The sequence below is a fragment of the Mycobacterium palustre genome (assembly GCF_002101785.1).
Lineage (GTDB): Bacteria > Actinomycetota > Actinomycetes > Mycobacteriales > Mycobacteriaceae > Mycobacterium > Mycobacterium palustre.
Genome location: NZ_LQPJ01000151.1, coordinates 1 through 16,452, shown reverse-complemented (window position 1 = coordinate 16,452; position 16,452 = coordinate 1). Strand labels below are relative to the sequence as shown.

General features: G+C 72.7%; 16 protein-coding genes and 1 pseudogene. 6 read left to right on the top strand and 11 right to left on the bottom strand.

The features are described 5' to 3' along the window. Positions 1–10 precede the first annotated feature (10 nt). The 3 genes from nadC to nadA are packed head-to-tail and all read right to left on the bottom strand — an operon-like array spanning position 11 to position 3,491. Positions 11–871 (bottom strand): carboxylating nicotinate-nucleotide diphosphorylase, encoded by an 861-nt coding sequence (nadC, locus tag AWC19_RS26910; protein ID WP_085081121.1) that lies wholly within the window; start codon positions 869–871, stop codon positions 11–13. Then, a complete protein-coding gene (locus tag AWC19_RS26905; RefSeq protein ID WP_142281442.1) occupies positions 868–2,442 on the bottom strand; it encodes an L-aspartate oxidase in 1,575 nt (524 codons plus the stop codon). Before AWC19_RS26905 ends, nadC begins: the two co-directional genes overlap by 4 nt. Further along, positions 2,442–3,491, bottom strand: a complete 1,050-nt coding sequence (nadA, locus tag AWC19_RS26900) for a quinolinate synthase NadA (protein WP_085081119.1) — start codon at positions 3,489–3,491, stop codon at positions 2,442–2,444. The genes AWC19_RS26905 and nadA overlap by 1 nt, the downstream gene beginning before the upstream one ends. Positions 3,492–3,539: 48 nt before the next feature. On the opposite strand from nadA, the gene AWC19_RS26895 reads away from it, so the two are divergent. Next, positions 3,540–4,250 carry an NUDIX hydrolase gene (locus AWC19_RS26895; protein WP_085081118.1) on the top strand — a complete coding sequence of 237 codons (711 nt, stop codon included), beginning with the start codon at positions 3,540–3,542 and terminating at the stop codon, positions 4,248–4,250. A gap of 186 nt (positions 4,251–4,436) precedes the next feature. Next, entirely contained in the window at positions 4,437–5,777 is a 1,341-nt protein-coding gene (locus AWC19_RS26890; RefSeq protein ID WP_085081117.1) for a lipase family protein, read from the top strand. A 22-nt stretch (positions 5,778–5,799) separates the two neighbouring features. Here the strand turns inward: AWC19_RS26890 and AWC19_RS26885 are convergent, their stop codons facing one another. The 3 genes from AWC19_RS26885 to bioB are packed head-to-tail and all read right to left on the bottom strand — an operon-like array spanning position 5,800 to position 7,719. After that, entirely contained in the window at positions 5,800–6,435 is a 636-nt protein-coding gene (locus AWC19_RS26885) for a DUF2567 domain-containing protein (protein WP_211285009.1), read from the bottom strand. Next, on the bottom strand, positions 6,432–6,671 hold the full coding sequence (gene bsaP, locus AWC19_RS26880; protein ID WP_142281441.1) for a biotin synthase auxiliary protein BsaP: 240 nt from the start codon (positions 6,669–6,671) through the stop codon (positions 6,432–6,434). Before bsaP ends, AWC19_RS26885 begins: the two co-directional genes overlap by 4 nt. 10 nt (positions 6,672–6,681) lie before the next feature. Beyond that, complete coding sequence (bioB, locus tag AWC19_RS26875; protein WP_085081115.1) at positions 6,682–7,719, bottom strand: biotin synthase BioB; 1,038 nt, start codon at positions 7,717–7,719, stop codon at positions 6,682–6,684. Positions 7,720–7,855: 136 nt separating this feature from the next. Here bioB and AWC19_RS26870 point away from each other — a divergent pair, with 136 nt between their 5' ends. The 4 genes from AWC19_RS26870 to AWC19_RS26855 all read left to right on the top strand — a co-directional run bounded on the left by AWC19_RS26870 (position 7,856) and on the right by AWC19_RS26855 (position 11,758). Next, a complete protein-coding gene (locus AWC19_RS26870) occupies positions 7,856–8,047 on the top strand; it encodes a hypothetical protein (protein WP_085081114.1) in 192 nt (63 codons plus the stop codon). A gap of 106 nt (positions 8,048–8,153) precedes the next feature. Beyond that, positions 8,154–10,007 (top strand): hypothetical protein, encoded by a 1,854-nt coding sequence (locus AWC19_RS26865; protein WP_372508701.1) that lies wholly within the window; start codon positions 8,154–8,156, stop codon positions 10,005–10,007. 3 nt (positions 10,008–10,010) lie between these two features. Then, a complete protein-coding gene (locus AWC19_RS26860; protein WP_085081113.1) occupies positions 10,011–10,397 on the top strand; it encodes a hypothetical protein in 387 nt (128 codons plus the stop codon). Between the two features lie 68 nt (positions 10,398–10,465). Then, a complete protein-coding gene (locus AWC19_RS26855; protein ID WP_276043476.1) occupies positions 10,466–11,758 on the top strand; it encodes a hypothetical protein in 1,293 nt (430 codons plus the stop codon). 12 nt (positions 11,759–11,770) lie between these two features. Here the strand turns inward: AWC19_RS26855 and AWC19_RS26850 are convergent, their stop codons facing one another. The 5 genes and pseudogenes from AWC19_RS26850 to AWC19_RS29775 all read right to left on the bottom strand — a co-directional run. Beyond that, positions 11,771–12,280, bottom strand: coding sequence for a 2'-5' RNA ligase family protein (locus AWC19_RS26850; protein WP_085081111.1), 510 nt, complete (start codon positions 12,278–12,280; stop codon positions 11,771–11,773). Further along, positions 12,280–12,960, bottom strand: coding sequence for a dethiobiotin synthase (gene bioD, locus AWC19_RS26845; RefSeq protein ID WP_085081110.1), 681 nt, complete (start codon positions 12,958–12,960; stop codon positions 12,280–12,282). Before bioD ends, AWC19_RS26850 begins: the two co-directional genes overlap by 1 nt. Beyond that, positions 12,957–14,162: an 8-amino-7-oxononanoate synthase gene (locus tag AWC19_RS26840; RefSeq protein ID WP_085081109.1), complete on the bottom strand. Its 1,206-nt coding sequence runs from the start codon at positions 14,160–14,162 to the stop codon at positions 12,957–12,959. The genes bioD and AWC19_RS26840 overlap by 4 nt, the downstream gene beginning before the upstream one ends. A 91-nt stretch (positions 14,163–14,253) precedes the next feature. Further along, positions 14,254–15,672 (bottom strand): PE family protein, encoded by a 1,419-nt coding sequence (locus tag AWC19_RS31330; protein WP_085081108.1) that lies wholly within the window; start codon positions 15,670–15,672, stop codon positions 14,254–14,256. An 81-nt stretch (positions 15,673–15,753) separates the two neighbouring features. Next, positions 15,754–16,452, bottom strand: a pseudogene (locus AWC19_RS29775) (hypothetical protein); the annotation flags it as partial.

Genomic DNA, 16,452 nt, shown 5'->3' with positions numbered 1-16,452 from the left:
GGTTCCCGCGCTACACATCCAGGCCGATGTCGAGCACCCGCACCGAATGCGTCAGCGCGCCGACGGCCAGGTAGTCGACGCCGGTGGCGGCGTAGGTCGCCGCGTTGTCCAGGGTGAGCCCGCCCGACGACTCCAGCAGCACCGACGGCGCGCGGGCGTCGCGGCGCTGCACGGCCATCTGCGTCTGCCACACCGGAAAGTTGTCGAGCAGCACGAGCTCCGGCTTCTCGGGCAGCAGCTCGTCGAGCTGCTCGAGCGAGTCGACCTCGACCTCGCATGGCACGTCGGGCGCGGCGTCGCGCACCGCGCGCAGCGCGTCGACGACCGATCCGGCGGCCGCGACGTGGTTGTCCTTGATCAGCGCCGCGTCGCCCAACCCCATCCGGTGGTTGACGCCACCGCCGACGCGCACCGCGTATTTCTGCAGCAGTCGCAGCCCGGGCAGGGTCTTGCGGGTGTCGCGGACCTTGGCCTTGGTGCCCTGGACCGCGTCGACCCAGGCCGCGGTGGCGGTGGCGATCCCCGACAGGTGGCAGATCAGGTTCAGCATGGTCCGCTCCGCGATCAGCAGGCCGCGGGTCTGCGCACGCACCGTCAACAACGACCCGCCGGGGCGCACCCGGACGCCGTCCTCCACACGGTCGAGCACCTGGTAATCGCCGGCGCCGAGCACCTCGTCGAGCACCAGCAACGCGACGTCCACCCCGGCGATGACGCCGGGCTCCCGGGACACCATCGACGCCGTGGCCACCGCGCCGTCGGGCACCGTGGCCAGCGTGGTGACGTCGAGGCCGTATTGCAGGTCCTCGGCCAGGCCGCGGCGGACCACGTCGCGCGCGGCCTCGAGTTCAACGTCGGACAGCATCGTCATCCCACCGCCGCCAGCGCCTCCACCAGCACCGAGCACCGGTCGTCGGCCAGCCGCAGCACGCTGCTGCGCGCCTGGTCCGGCGCGGGGTCGGGGAATTCGGCGCGGTGATGGCATCCGCGGCTTTCGGTGCGCGCCAAGGCCGCCGCGGTCACCGCCCGTGCGGTGACCGTCAACGCGACGTCCTCGAAATCCCGGCGGCCGGCGACGGGGCGCACCGGCGCGCGAGAAAGCCTGTCCGCCAACCGGTTCAGACCGGCGGCCTCGCGCAGCACCGAGGCGTCACGGCTCATCGCCCGCTGCAGCTCGGCGCGCTCCAGCGCGGCGCAGGCCAGGGGCTCGAACGCCACCGCGCGCGCCCGCCCCGCCGCCGCCGCGTGCTCGGCCGCCGCCCTTCCGGCGCGGCCCCCCACCACCAAGCCCTCCAGCAAGCTGTTGGACGCCAAGCGGTTTGCGCCGTGCATGCCGGTGCGTGCCACCTCGCCCGCGGCGAACAGGCCCGGCAGCTCCGTCTGGCCGTGCACGTCGGTGACGACGCCGCCGCAGCTGTAGTGCGCGCCGGGGACCACCGGGATGGGTTGGCGGACGGGGTCGATGCCGGCGGCCCGGCAGGCGGCCGTCACGGTGGGGAACCGCGCCGCGAAGCCCGTGATGCCGCGCGCGTCGAGGAAGACGCACGGGTCGCCGGTGGCCCGCAGGCGCGCGTCGATCGCCCCCGCCACGACGTCGCGCGGTGCCAGGTCGCCCATCGGGTGAACGCCGGCGGTCACCGAATTACCGTGGCGGTCAACCAGTTTCGCGCCCTCCCCGCGGATGGCCTCGGTCACGAGAGGACGCCGCCCGCCGGCGGCGCCGGCGAACAGCATCGTGGGGTGGAACTGGATGAACTCGAGGTCGCTGACGGCGACGCCCGCCCACAGCGCCAGCGCGATCCCGTCGCCGGTGGAGCCCTCCGGGTTGGTGGTCGCGCCGTAGAGGTGCCCGATGCCGCCCGAGGCCAGGATCACCGACGGCGCGCTGACGATCCCGTACCCGTCGGGGTTGCCGACCAGCACCCCGGTCACCGCGCAGCCGTCGTGCAGCACCCGCAGCGCGACGTGGCCGGTGCGGATGTCCAGGGCCGCCGCGGCGTGGTCGAGCGCGCGCTGCACCTCGGCGCCGGTGGCGTCGCCCCCGGCGTGCACGATGCGGCGGCGCGAGTGGCCGCCCTCCCTCGTGACGTCCCAGCGGCCGGGGGCGGCCTCGTCGAAACGCGCTCCGGCACCGACCAATTCGGACACCGCACGGTAGCCGTCGGCGACGATCGAGCACACCGCGTCGGGATCGCACAGGCCCGCGCCGGCGGCCAGCGTGTCGGCGACGTGGGCCTCGACCGAGTCGTCGTTGCCGGGCAGCACGACCGCGATGCCGCCCTGCGCGTAGTGCGTTGCGGTCGCGCCGCGGGCCTGGTCCGCCTTGCTCAGCACCACGACGGTGCGCCCGGCGCGGTGGGCGGCCAGCGCGGCGGCCAACCCGGCGACGCCGGTGCCGACGACGACGACGTCGGCGTCGTCGCTCCAGGTGGGACGGGCCATCATTCGCCGCCGCCCGGTTGGCCGATCGCGATCATGCGCTGCACGCTGCGCCGGCCCGCGGCCGCGATGTCGGCGTCGACGTGAACCTCGTCGGCGCCCTCGACCAGGCAGCGCAGCAGCGCCGCGGGGGTGATCATCTTCATGTACCTGCAGGAGGCGCGGTCGTTGACCGCCTGGAAGTCGACTTGTGGTGCGGCCCGGCGCAATTGGTGCAGCATGCCGACCTCGGTGGCGACCAGCACCTTGCGGGCGCGCGTCTCGTGGGCCGCGTCGAGCATGCCGCCGGTGGACAGGATCTTGACCCGCTCGGCCGGGAAGGAGCCCTCGCCGGCGAGGTACAAAGCCGAAGTGGCGCAACCGCATTCGGGGTGCACGTAGAGCTCGGCGTCGGGGTTGGCGCGGGCCTGGTCGGACAGCTCGTCGCCGTTGATGCCGGCGTGCACGTGGCATTCGCCGGCCCACACGTGCAGGTTTTTCCGGCCGGTCACGCGGCGCACGTGCGCGCCGAGGAACTGGTCCGGGCAGAACAGCACCTCGCGGTCGGGGTCGATGGACTCGACGACCTCGACGGCGTTGGACGAGGTGCAGCAGATGTCGGTGAGCGCCTTCACCGCGGCCGTGGTGTTGACGTAGGAGACGACGACGGCGCCGGGGTGTTCGTCCTTCCAGGCGCGCAGCTCGTCGGGGGTGATCGAGTCGGCCAGCGAGCAGCCGGCCCGCTGATCCGGGATCAGCACGGTCTTGTCCGGGCTGAGGATCTTGGCGGTCTCGGCCATGAAATGCACCCCGCAGAACACGATGGTGTCCTCGGGTGCCTCGGCGGCGATCCGCGACAGCGCCAGCGAATCGCCCACGTGGTCGGCAACGTCCTGGATCGCGGGCAGTTGGTAGTTGTGGGCGAGCACGGTGGCCCCGCGCAGCGTGGCCAGCCGGCGGATTTCGGCCGCCCACCGTTCGTCGCCGTCCACGCCGGCATAGCCGGTGGGGGTGTTGGCAATGCGAGCAGCCATGTCGTTCGCGAGCGTGTCCATGCGATCCAAAACCGTCATGCGGCGGCTCCTTTCGCGCCCGAAGGTTTTCGACTTAGAATCGAAAACATGGGCCATACTAGCACTGAACACGAAGTGCTCGCCGTCGTGTTTCAGGTTCGCGAGGTGACGCCCGCCACCCGGAAGGGAAAACCGCAGTTGAACGCGCTGTTATGGCAACGCGCCCGCGAGCCGCAGCGCGGCGCGTGGGCGCTGCCCGGCGGGCGGCTGCGCAGCGACGAGGATTTGACCACGTCGGTTCGGCGCCAGTTGGCCGAAAAGGTCGACCTGAGAGAGCTGGCCCACCTGGAACAGCTGGCGGTGTTCTCCGACCCGCACCGGGTCCCGGGCGCCCGGGTGATCGCGTCGACGTTTTTGGGGCTGGTGCCCTCCCCCGCCACCCCCGAGCTGCCGCCCGACACCCGCTGGCATCCGGTTAACTCGCTGCCGCCGATGGCGTTCGACCACGGCCCGATGGTGGAGCACGCGCGCGCCCGGCTGGTGGCCAAGATGTCCTACACCAACATCGGGTTCGCCTTGGCGCCAAAGGAATTCGCGCTCTCGACGCTGCGGGACATCTACGGCGCCGCGCTGGGTTACCAGGTCGACGCGACCAACCTGCAGCGCGTCCTGGCCCGCCGCGGCGTCATCACCCAGACCGGCACCATGGCGCAGTCCGGCCGCAGCGGGGGCCGGCCCGCGGCGCTGTATCACTTCACCGACTCCCGGCTGCGGGTCACCGATGAATTCGCCGCGTTCCGGCCGCCCGGCCCGCTGTGAGCCCGCTTCGAATGGCGCCCGGCTGGGCAGAAGCGGACACGCCGCCGGGGACACGCCGGTAGATTGGCACCACACGCGCCGGTGAGCTGCACGGACCGACGAGAACCGGCTCACAATGCGGCGATCACGTTTTGGCCACCGCCCGTTCATACGCGACAATGCCGGATGGCCAAGAAGGGAACCTGAATGGTTGAGCTCGGCAATCTGGCGGGGACGCGCGGCGCGCAGTGGATCGCTCGGCCGCCGCACGAGGAACTGCAGCGCAAGGTCCGCCCGCTGCTGCCCTCGGACGACCCGTTCTACCAGCCGCCACCGGGCTACCAGCATGCCGAGCCGGGCACCGTTTTGCGCTCGCGGGAGGTCGAGCTGGCGTTTTTGGGCCTGATCCCGCAGCCGACGACCGCGGTTCAGCTGCTCTACCGCACGTCGGACATGGACGGCGAGCCGGAGGCGACGGTGACGACGGTGATCGTCCCGGCCGGGATGGCCCCCGGCCAGAGTTGCCCGCTGCTGTCCTACCAGTGCGCGATCGACGCGATGACGTCGCGCTGTTTTCCGTCCTATGCGCTGCGGCGCCGGGCCAAGGCGCTCGGGGCGCTGAGCCAGTTCGAGTACTTGCTGATCAGCGCCGCGGCCGCCGAGGGCTGGGTCGTGTCGGTGCCCGACCACGAGGGCCTCCGCGGCTCCTGGGGCGCGCCGTACGAGCCCGGCTACCGCGTCCTGGACGGGATCCGGGCCGCGCTGAGCTCCGAGCGGCTCGGTTTGGACCCGTCGGCGCCGACCGGGCTGTGGGGTTATTCCGGCGGCGGGCTGGCCAGCGCGTGGGCCGCCGAGATGTGCGCGGACTACGCGCCCGAACTCGACGTCGTCGGGGCGGTGCTGGGCTCGCCCGTCGGCGACCTCGGCCACACGTTTCGCCGGCTCAACGGCACCTTTTTGGCCGGGCTGCCCGCGCTGGTCGTCGCCGCGCTGGCCCGCATCTACCCGGACCTGGACCGGATCATCAAGGAGCACACCAACGACGAGGGGCGCGCCCTGCTCGACTCGCTGGCGAAGATGACCACCGTGGAGGCGGTCCTACGGATGGCCGGCAAGAACATGGGCGACTACCTGGACGAGCCGCTCGAAGACATCCTGTCGACGGCGGAGATCACCCACGTCTTCGACAGCATCAAGCTGGGCGCGGCGGTGCCGACCCCGCCGGTGCTGATCGTGCAGGCCGTGCACGACTACCTGATCGACGTGCACGACATCGACCAGCTCGCGCACGCCTATTCGGCCGGCGGCGCCAGCGTCACCTACCACCGCGACTCGTTCAACGAGCACATCTGCCTGCACCCGCTGTCGGCGCCGATGGCGCTGCGCTGGCTCACCGACCGGTTCGCGCGCCGGCCGCTGACCGAGCACCTGATCAGGACCACGTGGCCGACGATGTTCAACCCGATGACCTACGTCGGCATGGCGCGGCTGGTCAAGATCGCCGCCAAGGTGATCACCGGCAGGAAGATCCCGCATCGCCCTTTGTGAGGGCCCCTGTGAGCGCCCACGGCTAGGACACCGCGGCTTCCGGGGCCTCCGGCTCCACCGGCGCCGCTGGTGACGGCCGGTCGGCCCCCGGGATCACCCCGAGGTCGTCGCGGGCGTCGGCGGCCGCCAGCACGGCGTACATCAGCGCCGCGATGCCGGCGGGCCACAGCAGCGTCACCGCCACCTGCAGCGGCCCGCGGGAGAAGAACACCGGCGGCGCCTGGACGACATAGGCCACCGACGGCTTTCCCACCAGGGGCACCGCGTCGAAGTTCACCGCGCCGTAGCCCAGCCACACCAGCAGCGCCCCGGTGCCCGCCGCCGCCGCGGCCGCGACCACCATGCCGACGGACAGCGCGATCACCATCGCCGGCCCGCGGCGCCCGCGCCACTGCCAGACCAGCACCGCCGCCACCACCGCCAGCACCGTCAGCAGCCCCAGCAGCAGGCACGGCGCGTCGAAGAAGTGCGACGATTCGGTGCCCAGGTAGTCGTGGACGCGTTCGCCCGCGCGGGTGATCGCCACCACCGCGTGGATCGGCGGGGCGATCCAGGCCCACAGCCCGCCGAGCGCCGCGCCGGTCAGGGCCACACCCAGCGCCGCGAGGACGACGGCGCGGGCCCCGCTCCCGCGGGCAGCGGCCACCTCTGACGTCATCGCTGCGCCTCCACGTCGACCGAGTCGACCTCGCCGTGCCGCGAGCACCGGGCCCGCCAGCCGTCGGGACGCACCTGGACCACCATCCGGCGGCCGCATTCCGCGCAGAACCGGGGCGGCTCCAGGCCCAGCTGGGCCGCCGTCGGGACGGCGGTGCCGCCCAATTCCCCGGTGTAGACGTTGTAGACGCCCGCGGTCACCGGGGCCCCCCGATCGCCCACCTTTTCGGCCACGATTCCCAGTGTTCTACAAGCTGGCGTTGAGCGCCTTGAGCGGCATCTGCAGGTCCTCGAGCAGCTCCAGGTCCGCCTCGGCCGGCCGCCCGAGCGTGGTCAGGTAGTTCCCGACGATGACGGCGTTGATGCCGCCCAGGATGCCCTGCTTGGCGCCCAGGTCTCCGAGGGTGATCTCGCGGCCCCCGGCGAAGCGCAACATGGTGCGCGGCAGCGCCAGCCGGAATGCGGCCACCGCCTTCAGCGCCTCGCTGGCCGGCAGCACCTCCAGGTCACCGAACGGGGTGCCGGGCCGCGGGTTGAGGAAGTTCAGCGGCACCTCGTCGGGCCCCAGCTCGGCCAGGTCGGCGGCGAATTCGGCGCGCTGCTCGAGCGTCTCGCCCATGCCGAGGATGCCGCCGCAGCACACCTCCATGCCGGCGTCACGCACCATCGACAGCGTCTGCCAGCGCTCCTCCCAGGTGTGCGTGGTGACGACGTTGGGGAAGTACGAGCGGGCGGTCTCCAGGTTGTGGTTGTAACGGTGCACCCCCATCGCCGACAGCTGCTCCACCTGCTCGGCGGTCAGCATCCCCAGCGAGCAGGCGATGTTGATCTCCACCTCGTCGCGGATCGCCTCGATGCCGGCCGCCACCTGCGCCATCAGCCGCTCGTCGGGGCCGCGCACCGCGGCCACGATGCAAAATTCCGTGGCGCCCGACTTCGCGGTCTGCTTGGCCGCCTCCACCAGGCTCGGGATGTCCAGCCGGGCGCTGCGCACCGGCGACGCGAAAAGGCCGGACTGCGAGCAGAAGTGGCAGTCCTCCGGGCAGCCGCCGGTCTTGAGGCTGATGATCCCCTCGACCTCGACCTCCGGGCCGCACCAGCGCATCCGCACCTCGTGGGCCAGCGCCAGCAGCTCGTCGAGGCGGTCGTCGGGCAGCTGCAGCACCTGCAGCACCTGCTCGCGGCCCAACCCTTCGCCGCCTTCCAGCACCTGCCGCCGGGCGACCTGAAGGATGTCCGCGTCGTGGTCGGCGCCGGCCGCCGGTCGAGTTGCCGCTTGAGTCACCAGGTGCTCCCCTGCATGTCTGTTCCGCGGCCGCACGCGACCGCGCCCGCCACGTGACCGTGGCAGCCTGAATGAAACGGTGTTCAAAGTAGGGTAACGGCCGCACAACACGGCGCCAGCGGGGTATGCCAGCACAATGACCGCTTGGGAGACGCAACCGCACGTCGAGTACCTGGCGCACCACATGCTGCTGCTGGCGATCCCCGCCTTCTTGCCCGCGGTCGTGGTCGTCGCGGTGATCCTCTACGTCGCGCTCAAAGACCGCCGCGACGGCGGCGACCCCGACAAGGCGCGGCGCAGCGCCGCCGCCGACGAAAAGCGTGATTGACGAGCGCCGAATCGGGGCATCATCAACTCGGTCGCGACCTTACCTCCAAGTAAGGAGCGATCGTCGGATCCAATGTCCCGGGACGGCCCGGCGCGGTTGAGAGGGCATGACGATGAGTGCAACCGAAATGGTGTATCTGGCCGAACCGTCGGCGCGCGGCGCCGGCCTCAATCAGGTGATCGGGCTGTCGATCGCCGCCGTCGTGATCGCCGCGGTGATCCTGTGGGTCGGCCACGCGCACCGCACGCACCGGATCCAGTGGTTGACCCGGGCCGCCGACAAGTTCGGCGAGAAATTCCACCGCCCCAATTGGGTGGCGCTGCCGGTGCTGGTCTTCACCACTTCCATCATCTGCGCGCTGTTCGGATTCATCTGGGACGTCAGCTGGCACATCGGCAATGGCCGCGATCCCGGCCCGCTGGCCAATCCGGCGCACTACTTCATCATCATCGGCCTGTTCGGCATCTTCCTGGCGGGCATGTTGTCGATCGTGCTGCCGTTCGACAAACCGGGCCCGGCCGCGGTGCGCATCACGAGCAACTGGCACGCGCCGGTCGGCGGCGTGCTGATGGCCGGCTGCGGGATGTACGCGATGATCGGGTTCCCCCTCGACGACATCTGGCACCGGATCTTCGGGCAGGACGTAACCCTTTGGGGCCCAACGCATCTGATGATGATCGGGGGCGCCTGCTTTTCGCTGTTCGCGGTGCTGATGCTGGAGCGCGAGGGCGAGGCGCAGCATGCCGGGGCCGGTGAGGTGTTCCACGGCGCGTTCATCACCTTCCTGCGCTACCTGTCCTTCGGCGGGCTGTTCATCGGCTTGTCGGTCTACCAGATCGAATTCGACTTCGGCGTCCCGCAATTCCGGCTGGTGTTCCAGCCGATGCTGATCGCCGCGGCGGCCGCGCTTGCCGCCGTCGCCGCCCGGATCACCATGGGCCGCGGCGCCGCGATCGTCGCGGCCGTGTTCGCGATCGCGCTGCGGGGCATCGTCGCGCTGCTGGTCGGGCCCATCCTGGGCGCCCCGATCAACTGGTTCCCGCTGTACCTCGGTCCCGCGCTCGTCGTCGAGCTGGTGGCGCTGACCCCGTTGATCAAGCGCCCGATCGCGTTCGGCGCCGTGTCCGGGCTCGCCGTCGCCACCGTCGGGCTGTGGCTCGAGTCGCTGTGGATCGGCGCGGTCTACCACTACCCCTGGCCCACGCGGATGTGGGGCGAGGCGCTGGCGATGTCGATCCCGGTGGCGGTGCTGACCGGGGTATGCGGCGCGATGTTCGGCATGGTGCTCACCGGGCAGCGGCTGCCCGGGCGCCGGCTCGGCATCGCGGCCGTGGCGCTGACCGTCGTGGTGATCGGCGGCGCGGTGGCCAACGGGCTGCACATCGTCGTGCCGCAACACAACTCCGCGGCGGTCACGTTGACGGACCAGCCCGGTCCCCCGGGTCAGCGCATGGTGTCTGCGGACGTGCAGCTCGCCCCGGCGGGCATGGTCAGCGACGACCCGGACTGGCTGACGATCCTGTCCTGGCAGGGACGGATGGAGAACAACCGCGGCCTGGCGATCGACCGGCTCGACAAGGTCGGCCCGGGCCATTATCGGTCCACCCAGCCGGTGCCGGTCTGGGGATCGTGGAAGACGCTGCTGCGGGTTCAGGACGGCTACACGTTGACGGCGGTGCCGATCTACGAGCCGGCCGACGACGCCATCCCCGCGCCCGAGGCCCCCGCGTTGGCGTCCAGCACCCGGCCCTTCGTCCTGGAGGTCACCATCCTGCAGCGCGAACGCGACCAGAGCGCGCCGGCCTGGCTGTTCACCGCCGGCGGGATCGTGGTGCTCGTCCTGACGCTGATGGTGATCTCGGCGCTGACCTGGGGTGCCGGTCGCCTGAACAACGCCGTGGGCGAGCCGGAGCCGGTCGAGGAAAAGCAGCCACTGCCGGGCGCTCCCAGGGCGGCGTAGCGGATGAGGATTCGTAGCGCCCTCGCCGCCGCGTGGGTCGTGGCGCTCCTGTGGGCCCCGATCGCGTGCGGCGGTTCGCACAACCAGCCGCAGGGCCAGCCGCAGGGCCAGGCCCCGGCCGCCGGCCCGACGATCGACGTCACCGTCGCCAAGGGGCAGGTGAGTCCGACCAATGCCACGCTGCAGGCCAGGGTGGGCCAGCCGATCACCCTGCGGGTCACCAGCGACGCCACCGACGAGCTGCACGTGCATTCCACGCCCGACCACAAGTTCCAGGTCGCGGCCGCGCCCAACCAAACCTTCCAGTTCAGCGTCGACGTCCCCGGCAACGTCGAGGTCGAGCTGCACCACCTGGACCGCACGATCGCGACGATCCACGTCCAGCCGTGAGCGCCCGCGGCGCGACGGCGGTGCTGGCGCACGGCCTCGGCGGCTCGGGGGACCTACCGGTGCCGTACATGTACGCGATGGTCGGGGCCGCGTGGGCGTTGACGTTCACGTTCGCGCTGGTGGCGTTCGCGTGGCGGCGGCCGCGGTTCGACCCGGCCAAGCCCGGCCACCCGCTGCCGGGGTGGGTGACCTCGTTCGTCGACGCCCGGGTGACCCGCTGGGTCGCCGCCGGGGTGGCGCTGGTGTTCGCGGCCTGGGTGGTGGCGGCCGGCCTGTTCGGTCCGCAGACGGAGTCCAACGGCCTGCTCGGCGCGTTCTACGTGCTGTTGTGGGTTGGGCTGGTGGCGCTGTCGCTGACGTTCGGGCCGGTGTGGCGGGTGATCTCCCCGATGCGCTCGGTGTACCTGCTGGCGCGACGAATCGCGCCGGGTCGCCTAGGGCGGCCGCGGCTGTCCTATCCGGATCGGTGGGGCTATCGCCCGGCGGCGCTGGGGCTGTTCGCGTTCGTGTGGATGGAGCTGGCCAGCCCGAACTCGGCGTCGCTGCCGGGGGTCAAGGCGTGGCTGCTGGCGTACGCCGCGGTGATGCTGGTCGGGGCGTGGCTGTGCGGGCCGCGGTGGCTGGCCCGGGCCGACCCGTTCGGCGTGTACAGCATGGCGGTGTCGCGGTTGTGCGCGTTTCGCCGCAACCCGGACACCGGCAGGGTCGTGATCGGCAACCCGCTGGACCACCTGCCGTCGCTGCCGGTGCGGCCCGGCGTCGTCGTGATGCTGGCGGTGCTGCTCGGGTCGACCGCCTTCGACAGCTTCTCGGCCTCGCCCACGTGGCGCGGGTTCGCCGATCGGCTCACCCACGGCTTTGGCCTGTCGCCGACGACGTCGTCGTCGGTGCTGCGCACCGTCGGGCTGATCGTGTTCATTTCGGTTGTGGGGGTGAGTTTTTCGCTGGCCGCGCGCGCCACCGGTGGCGTGGACCGCGAACGGCGCCGCGCCCTGCCCGGGCAGATGGCGCATTCGTTGATCCCGATCGTGGTGGGCTACATCTTCGCCCACTACCTGACCTACCTGGTGGAGCGCGGGCAGCAGGCGGTTTTCGCGCTGGCCGACCCGTTCGGCCGCGGCTGGAACCCGCTCGGGCTGGCGCACCAGCACGTCGCCTATGTGCTGTCGATGCATCCGCCGGTGCTGTCCGCGATCAAGGTGGCCTGCGTGGTCACCGGCCACATCGTGGCGGTCGTCGCCGCCCACGACAGGGCCGTGCGGCTGCTGCCGCCCGGTCATCAGCTCACCGGGCAGCTCACGATGATGCTGGTGATGGTGGGCTACACGTTCACGGGGCTGTATCTGCTGTTCGGCGGCTAGCGGTCGCCGCCATCAACCCAGCAGGTATTCGACCTTCCGGTTGCCGTCCCAGCGGCGCAGGCCCGCGAAGCATCCGTTCATCTGCGGCGGCCGGCCCGCGATGCGCAGCGCCCGCCCCAGCTGGGCGCCGCCGACGCGGCGCGCCAGCGTGACGTGCGCGGTCCACTGGCCGGGCAGGCTGTTGGACATCGGCGCCGGCGCCAGGTGCGCCGCGCACAGCCGGTGCACCTCGGCGTGCAGGGCCAGCAGCCCGCTGGTCGGCACGATGAGGCGCGCGAACACGACGTTGGCGCGGCCGAACAGCACCGGCGCGCCGATCGCGCAGTGCAGCGGCAACCGTGCGGCGACCGGGCCCAGCAGCTCGTCGACGTCGGGGGCGATGTTCTCGGCGACGGCCAGCGTCACGTGCGGCCGGCTGGCCGGCGCCTGGCTGGGGATGCCGGCCCGGGCCAGCCCCTCCCAGATGCGGCGGATCGCCGCCTCGGTATCGCCGTCGAAGACCAGCTCGAGCGAGTGCACCATCAGCGCACCACCGAGGTGACCCAGTCGCGGTCGAACGCCGCGGCGCTCATGGCCGCGAAGGCGGCGCGGTCCAGCGCCGCGGCCCCGGCCGGGAGCGCGGCCCGCACCGGCGCCAGCCGGGCCAGCGCCGACCGGTTGGAGGACTCCGCGAACCCGGGCTTTGTCGGCCAGCTGCCGATCACCAGCCCGGCGGACCGAACACCTTGTGCCGCAAGCGCTTCCAGCGTCAGGGCGGTGTGGTTGAGGGTGCCCAGCTCGGCGCCGACGACGACCAGCGCGGCGGCGCGCAGCTCGACGGCGAGGTCGCGGAGCGTGACGCCGCCGTCGGCGAGTTCCACCAGCAGCCCGCCGGCCCCCTCGACCAGGGCCAGCCGGCCGGGGCGGTCCAGGCCGCGGACGAGCCGCACCACCTGCTCACCGGTGGGCAGCGGGCTCCCGGCGAGCTCGGCGGCGGCCGCCGGCGCCAGCGGCTGCGGGTAGCGGGCCAGCCCGGATAGCTCGGTGACCCCCGACAGCCGCGCCACCTCGGCGAGGTCGTCGTCGCCGGCCTCGGTGCCGGTCTGGACGGGTTTGCACACCGCCACGTCGAGGCCCGCCTGGCGGGCGTGGCTGGCCAGCGCCGCGGTGACGACCGTCTTCCCGACCCCGGTGCCGGTGCCGGTGACGACGAGGACGGTCAACGGCGACCCGCGGTGAGCACGTCCGTCAGCACCCGGCGCGCGGTCTCGAGTTCGGCGGCGTCCAGGGACGCCCGCGCGGTGAGCCGCAGCCGCGACGTCCCGGCGGGCACCGTCGGGGGCCGGAAGCAGCCCACCTTCACCCCGGCGTCCAGGCAGGCCGTCGCGGCGGCCACCGCCACCCCCGGGTCGCCCAGGATCACCGACACCACCGCGGACTGCGGCGCGTCGGAGCCCGATTGCCCGCCTCCGCCTCGCGCCGCTGCGCGGCCCGCATCGTCGCCGCGCGCCACATCGCAGACCTCGGCGAGGAACCGCGCGTGCCGCAGCACCGCCTCCGGCCGCCACGTCTCGGCGCGCAACACCTCGAGCGCGGCCCGCGCGGCGCCCACCGCCGCCGGCGCCAGGCCGGTGTCGAAGATGAACGTCCGGGCCGCGTCGATCAGGTGCGCGCGCACCGCCGCCGGTCCGAGCACCGCGCCGCCCTGGCTGCCCAGGGCCTTGGACAGCGTCGTGGTCATCACGACGTCGGGGGCCCCCGCCAGCCCCGCCTCGTGCAGCAGCCCGCGCCCGCCACCCCGCACGCCCAGGCCGTGCGCCTCGTCGACGATCAGCAGCGCGCCGCGCCGGCGGCACACGTCGTGCAGTTCGCGCAGCGGCGCCAGCGCACCGTCGGTGCTGAAGACCGACTCCGTGATGACGAGGGCGCGTTCCTCGTCGCGCGACGCCAGGGCCGCGTCCACCGCGGCGACGTCGCGGTGTGGCGTCACCACCACCCGGGCCCGCGACAGCCGGCAGGCGTCCACCAGCGAGGCGTGCGCGTACGCGTCGGACACCAGCAGCGAGCCGCGCCCGGACAAGCCGACGACGGCGCCGAGGTTGGCGGCGTATCCCGAGGAGAACAGCAGGCCCGAGGCGGCGCCGACGTATCCGGCCAGCTCCGACTCGAATTCCTGGTGCAGCTCGGTGTCGCCGGTGACCAGGCGCGACCCGGTGGCGCCGGCCCCCCACATGCGCAGCGCCGCAACCCCACCCTCGATCACGTCGGGGTGCTGCGAGAGGCCCAGGTAGTCGTTGGACGCCAGGTCGAGCTCGGTGCCGACCGCCGGACGCGGCCGCAGGGAGCGGCGCAGCCCGGCCTCGCGGCGCTGCCGTTCCACCGCCTCCAGCCAGGCCAACGGGGAAGTCTCGATCGGTGCCCTCATCGACGCTCAGCCTACGAGGCGCGCGAACGGCGACCGTCGCCGAGGTGATCCGGCCAGCCGAGCTCTACGCGCTTCCGTCGGTGCCGGGTCGCTACACCGTCTCGGGGGTGCCGTCGGCGCCCGCGGAGCCGTTGCCGTTCGGGCCTTGGCCGCCGGCCCCGCCGGTCCCGCCGATGGCGGTCGCCCCCGAGATCGCGTAGGCGTTGCCGCCGGTACCGCCGTTGCCGCCGACCCCGAACGTCCCGAGCAGCCCGCCGTTGGCCGAGGCGCCGCCGGCCCCGCCGTGGCCGCCGGTGGCCGTTCCCCCGGCGTAGTCGAAGGCCGCGCCGCCGTTGCCGCCGGGGCCCCCGTTGCCGGCGCCGCCATTCGTGCCGCCGATCCCGCCCGTGCCGCCGTCGCCGCCGGTGGCGCTGCCCAGCGTGCCGAAGGGATAGTTTCCCATCACCGCGTCACCACCGTTGCCGCCGGCGCCGCCGGACGCGACCGGGCCGGTGCCGTTACCGCCGTTGCCGCCGTCCCCGCCGGTGATAGAGAAGCCGAAGCCGTCGGCGAACGCGCTCCCGCCGTTGCCGCCGGCCCCGCCGCCGAGGAAGCCGTCCCCACCGGTCCCGCCATGACCGCCGCTGTAGTCGCCGTTGCCGCCGTTCCCGCCGGCGCCGCCGATGCCGGCCGCGCTGGATCCGCCCGCGCCGCCGTTGCCCGGCGTGCCGAATAGGCCGATGCTGCCGCCGTTGCCGCCGGCCCCGCCGTTGCCCAGGCTCGCGGCGCCGCCGGCGCCACCGGCGCCGCCGTTGCCGAACAGGAACCCGCCGTTACCGCCGTTACCGCCGGCACCGCCGCCGAGAAGGCCGTTGGCCCCGCCGGCGCCACCGGGCCCGCCGTTGCCGATGAAAATCGCGTCCCCACCGTTCCCGCCGGCCTGTCCGGGGGCGCCGGGGGCCCCGGCTCCGCCGTTGCCGAAGAAACCGGCGTTTCCTCCGTTGCCGCCGTTGACCCCGTTTCCGCCGTTGCCGAACAGCCATCCGCCGTTGTAGCCGTTGGGGTGCGCGGCCGTGCCGTTGGCGCCGTTGCCAATCATGCCGCCGGTCAGCTCGATCAGGTCACCCTGTTGAAGCACGCCGCCGATCTCGTTGATCCGGATGCCCACGTCCATCAGGTTGTTGCCGATGATCGGATCCGCCGCGGCCGCCCGAGCGCTGATCGCGGCCGCGACGGCATTCAGCGGCGAGACGTTCGCCGCCTCCGCGCTCGCGTACGAACCGCCCGCACCGGCCAACAACTGGACGAAGTCGCTGTGAAACGCCGCGGCCCGCGCGCTCAACGCCTGAAACTGCGCCCCGACATCAGAAAACACCTTTGCGATCGCCGCCGACACCTCGTCGCCCGCCGCGGCGACCACCGACGTCGTCGCCGCCGCAGCCGCCGCGTGAGCCGCTTCGATCGACGAGCCCAAACCCGCCAGATCCGCCGCCGCCGCGGCCAGCGCGCCTGGCGCGGCGATCAGGGCCATCGTCGACCTCCGATGGCCGCCGCGCCGCCGTTAGGCCGCCGCGTAGCCGTCATGACCCGACGCGATCGAAACGCAGATCGCTCACAATCCCGGTGCACCCGGGGCTCCATTTATCGCGATGCCGCCCATCAAATTGATGGCCAGGCCGCCGGCACCGCCGGCACCACCAGGCACACCGGCACCGCCCGCACCGCCGGCACCACCGGTGACGACGCCCCCGTTCAGGTAGTTCGTGAGGATGGCGGCGAAGAGGTCGTTGACCGCGTTGTCGCTTTCTTGGGCCTCGACGTAGAAGGGATGCAGGAAGTTGTAGCCGCCCAGGAACGCGTTGCCGCCGTTGCCGCCGTTGCCGCCGTGGCCGCCGAGGCCGTCCCCGCCGGCGCCGCCGGTGCCGCCATTGACGGCGAAGAAGCCGCCCAGGTCGTTGTTGAAGACCGATCCGCCGGTGCCGCCGTTACCGCCGTTGAAGCCGTCGCCCCCGTCGCCGCCGTTGCCGGCGAGGAAGATGCCGGACCCGCCGGTGCCGCCGGCGCCGCCGGTGCCGCTCGCGCTGGTGCTGGCGCCGCCATTGCCCCCATTCCCGGGTCTGGCCATGAAGTCGGTGGGCCCGCCGAGGTGTGCGTAGCCGGCGCCGCCGCCGGCGCCGCCGTTACCGCCGTTGCCGAACGAACTTGCCCCGCCGGCGCCGCCGGCCGCGCCGTCACCGAGCAGGAAACCGCCGGCCCCCCCGTTGCCGCCGTTGCCGCCGTTACCGCCGTTCACCCCCGCCTGGCCGATCCC

Coding starts and splice junctions, on each gene's coding strand:
- AWC19_RS26870 (WP_085081114.1), top strand. CDS start 7,856: ATGACCGCTTGGGAGACGCAACCGCACGTCGAGTACCTGGCGCACCAC.
- AWC19_RS26905 (WP_142281442.1), bottom strand. CDS start 2,442: ATGGCCCGTCCCACCTGGAGCGACGACGCCGACGTCGTCGTCGTCGGC.
- AWC19_RS26890 (WP_085081117.1), top strand. CDS start 4,437: ATGGTTGAGCTCGGCAATCTGGCGGGGACGCGCGGCGCGCAGTGGATC.
- nadA (WP_085081119.1), bottom strand. CDS start 3,491: ATGACGGTTTTGGATCGCATGGACACGCTCGCGAACGACATGGCTGCT.
- AWC19_RS26895 (WP_085081118.1), top strand. CDS start 3,540: ATGGGCCATACTAGCACTGAACACGAAGTGCTCGCCGTCGTGTTTCAG.
- AWC19_RS31330 (WP_085081108.1), bottom strand. CDS start 15,672: ATGGCCCTGATCGCCGCGCCAGGCGCGCTGGCCGCGGCGGCGGCGGAT.
- AWC19_RS26865 (WP_372508701.1), top strand. CDS start 8,154: ATGACGATGAGTGCAACCGAAATGGTGTATCTGGCCGAACCGTCGGCG.
- AWC19_RS26840 (WP_085081109.1), bottom strand. CDS start 14,162: ATGAGGGCACCGATCGAGACTTCCCCGTTGGCCTGGCTGGAGGCGGTG.
- AWC19_RS26860 (WP_085081113.1), top strand. CDS start 10,011: ATGAGGATTCGTAGCGCCCTCGCCGCCGCGTGGGTCGTGGCGCTCCTG.
- nadC (WP_085081121.1), bottom strand. CDS start 871: ATGACGATGCTGTCCGACGTTGAACTCGAGGCCGCGCGCGACGTGGTC.
- AWC19_RS26855 (WP_276043476.1), top strand. CDS start 10,466: ATGTACGCGATGGTCGGGGCCGCGTGGGCGTTGACGTTCACGTTCGCG.
- AWC19_RS26885 (WP_211285009.1), bottom strand. CDS start 6,435: ATGACGTCAGAGGTGGCCGCTGCCCGCGGGAGCGGGGCCCGCGCCGTC.
- AWC19_RS26850 (WP_085081111.1), bottom strand. CDS start 12,280: ATGGTGCACTCGCTCGAGCTGGTCTTCGACGGCGATACCGAGGCGGCG.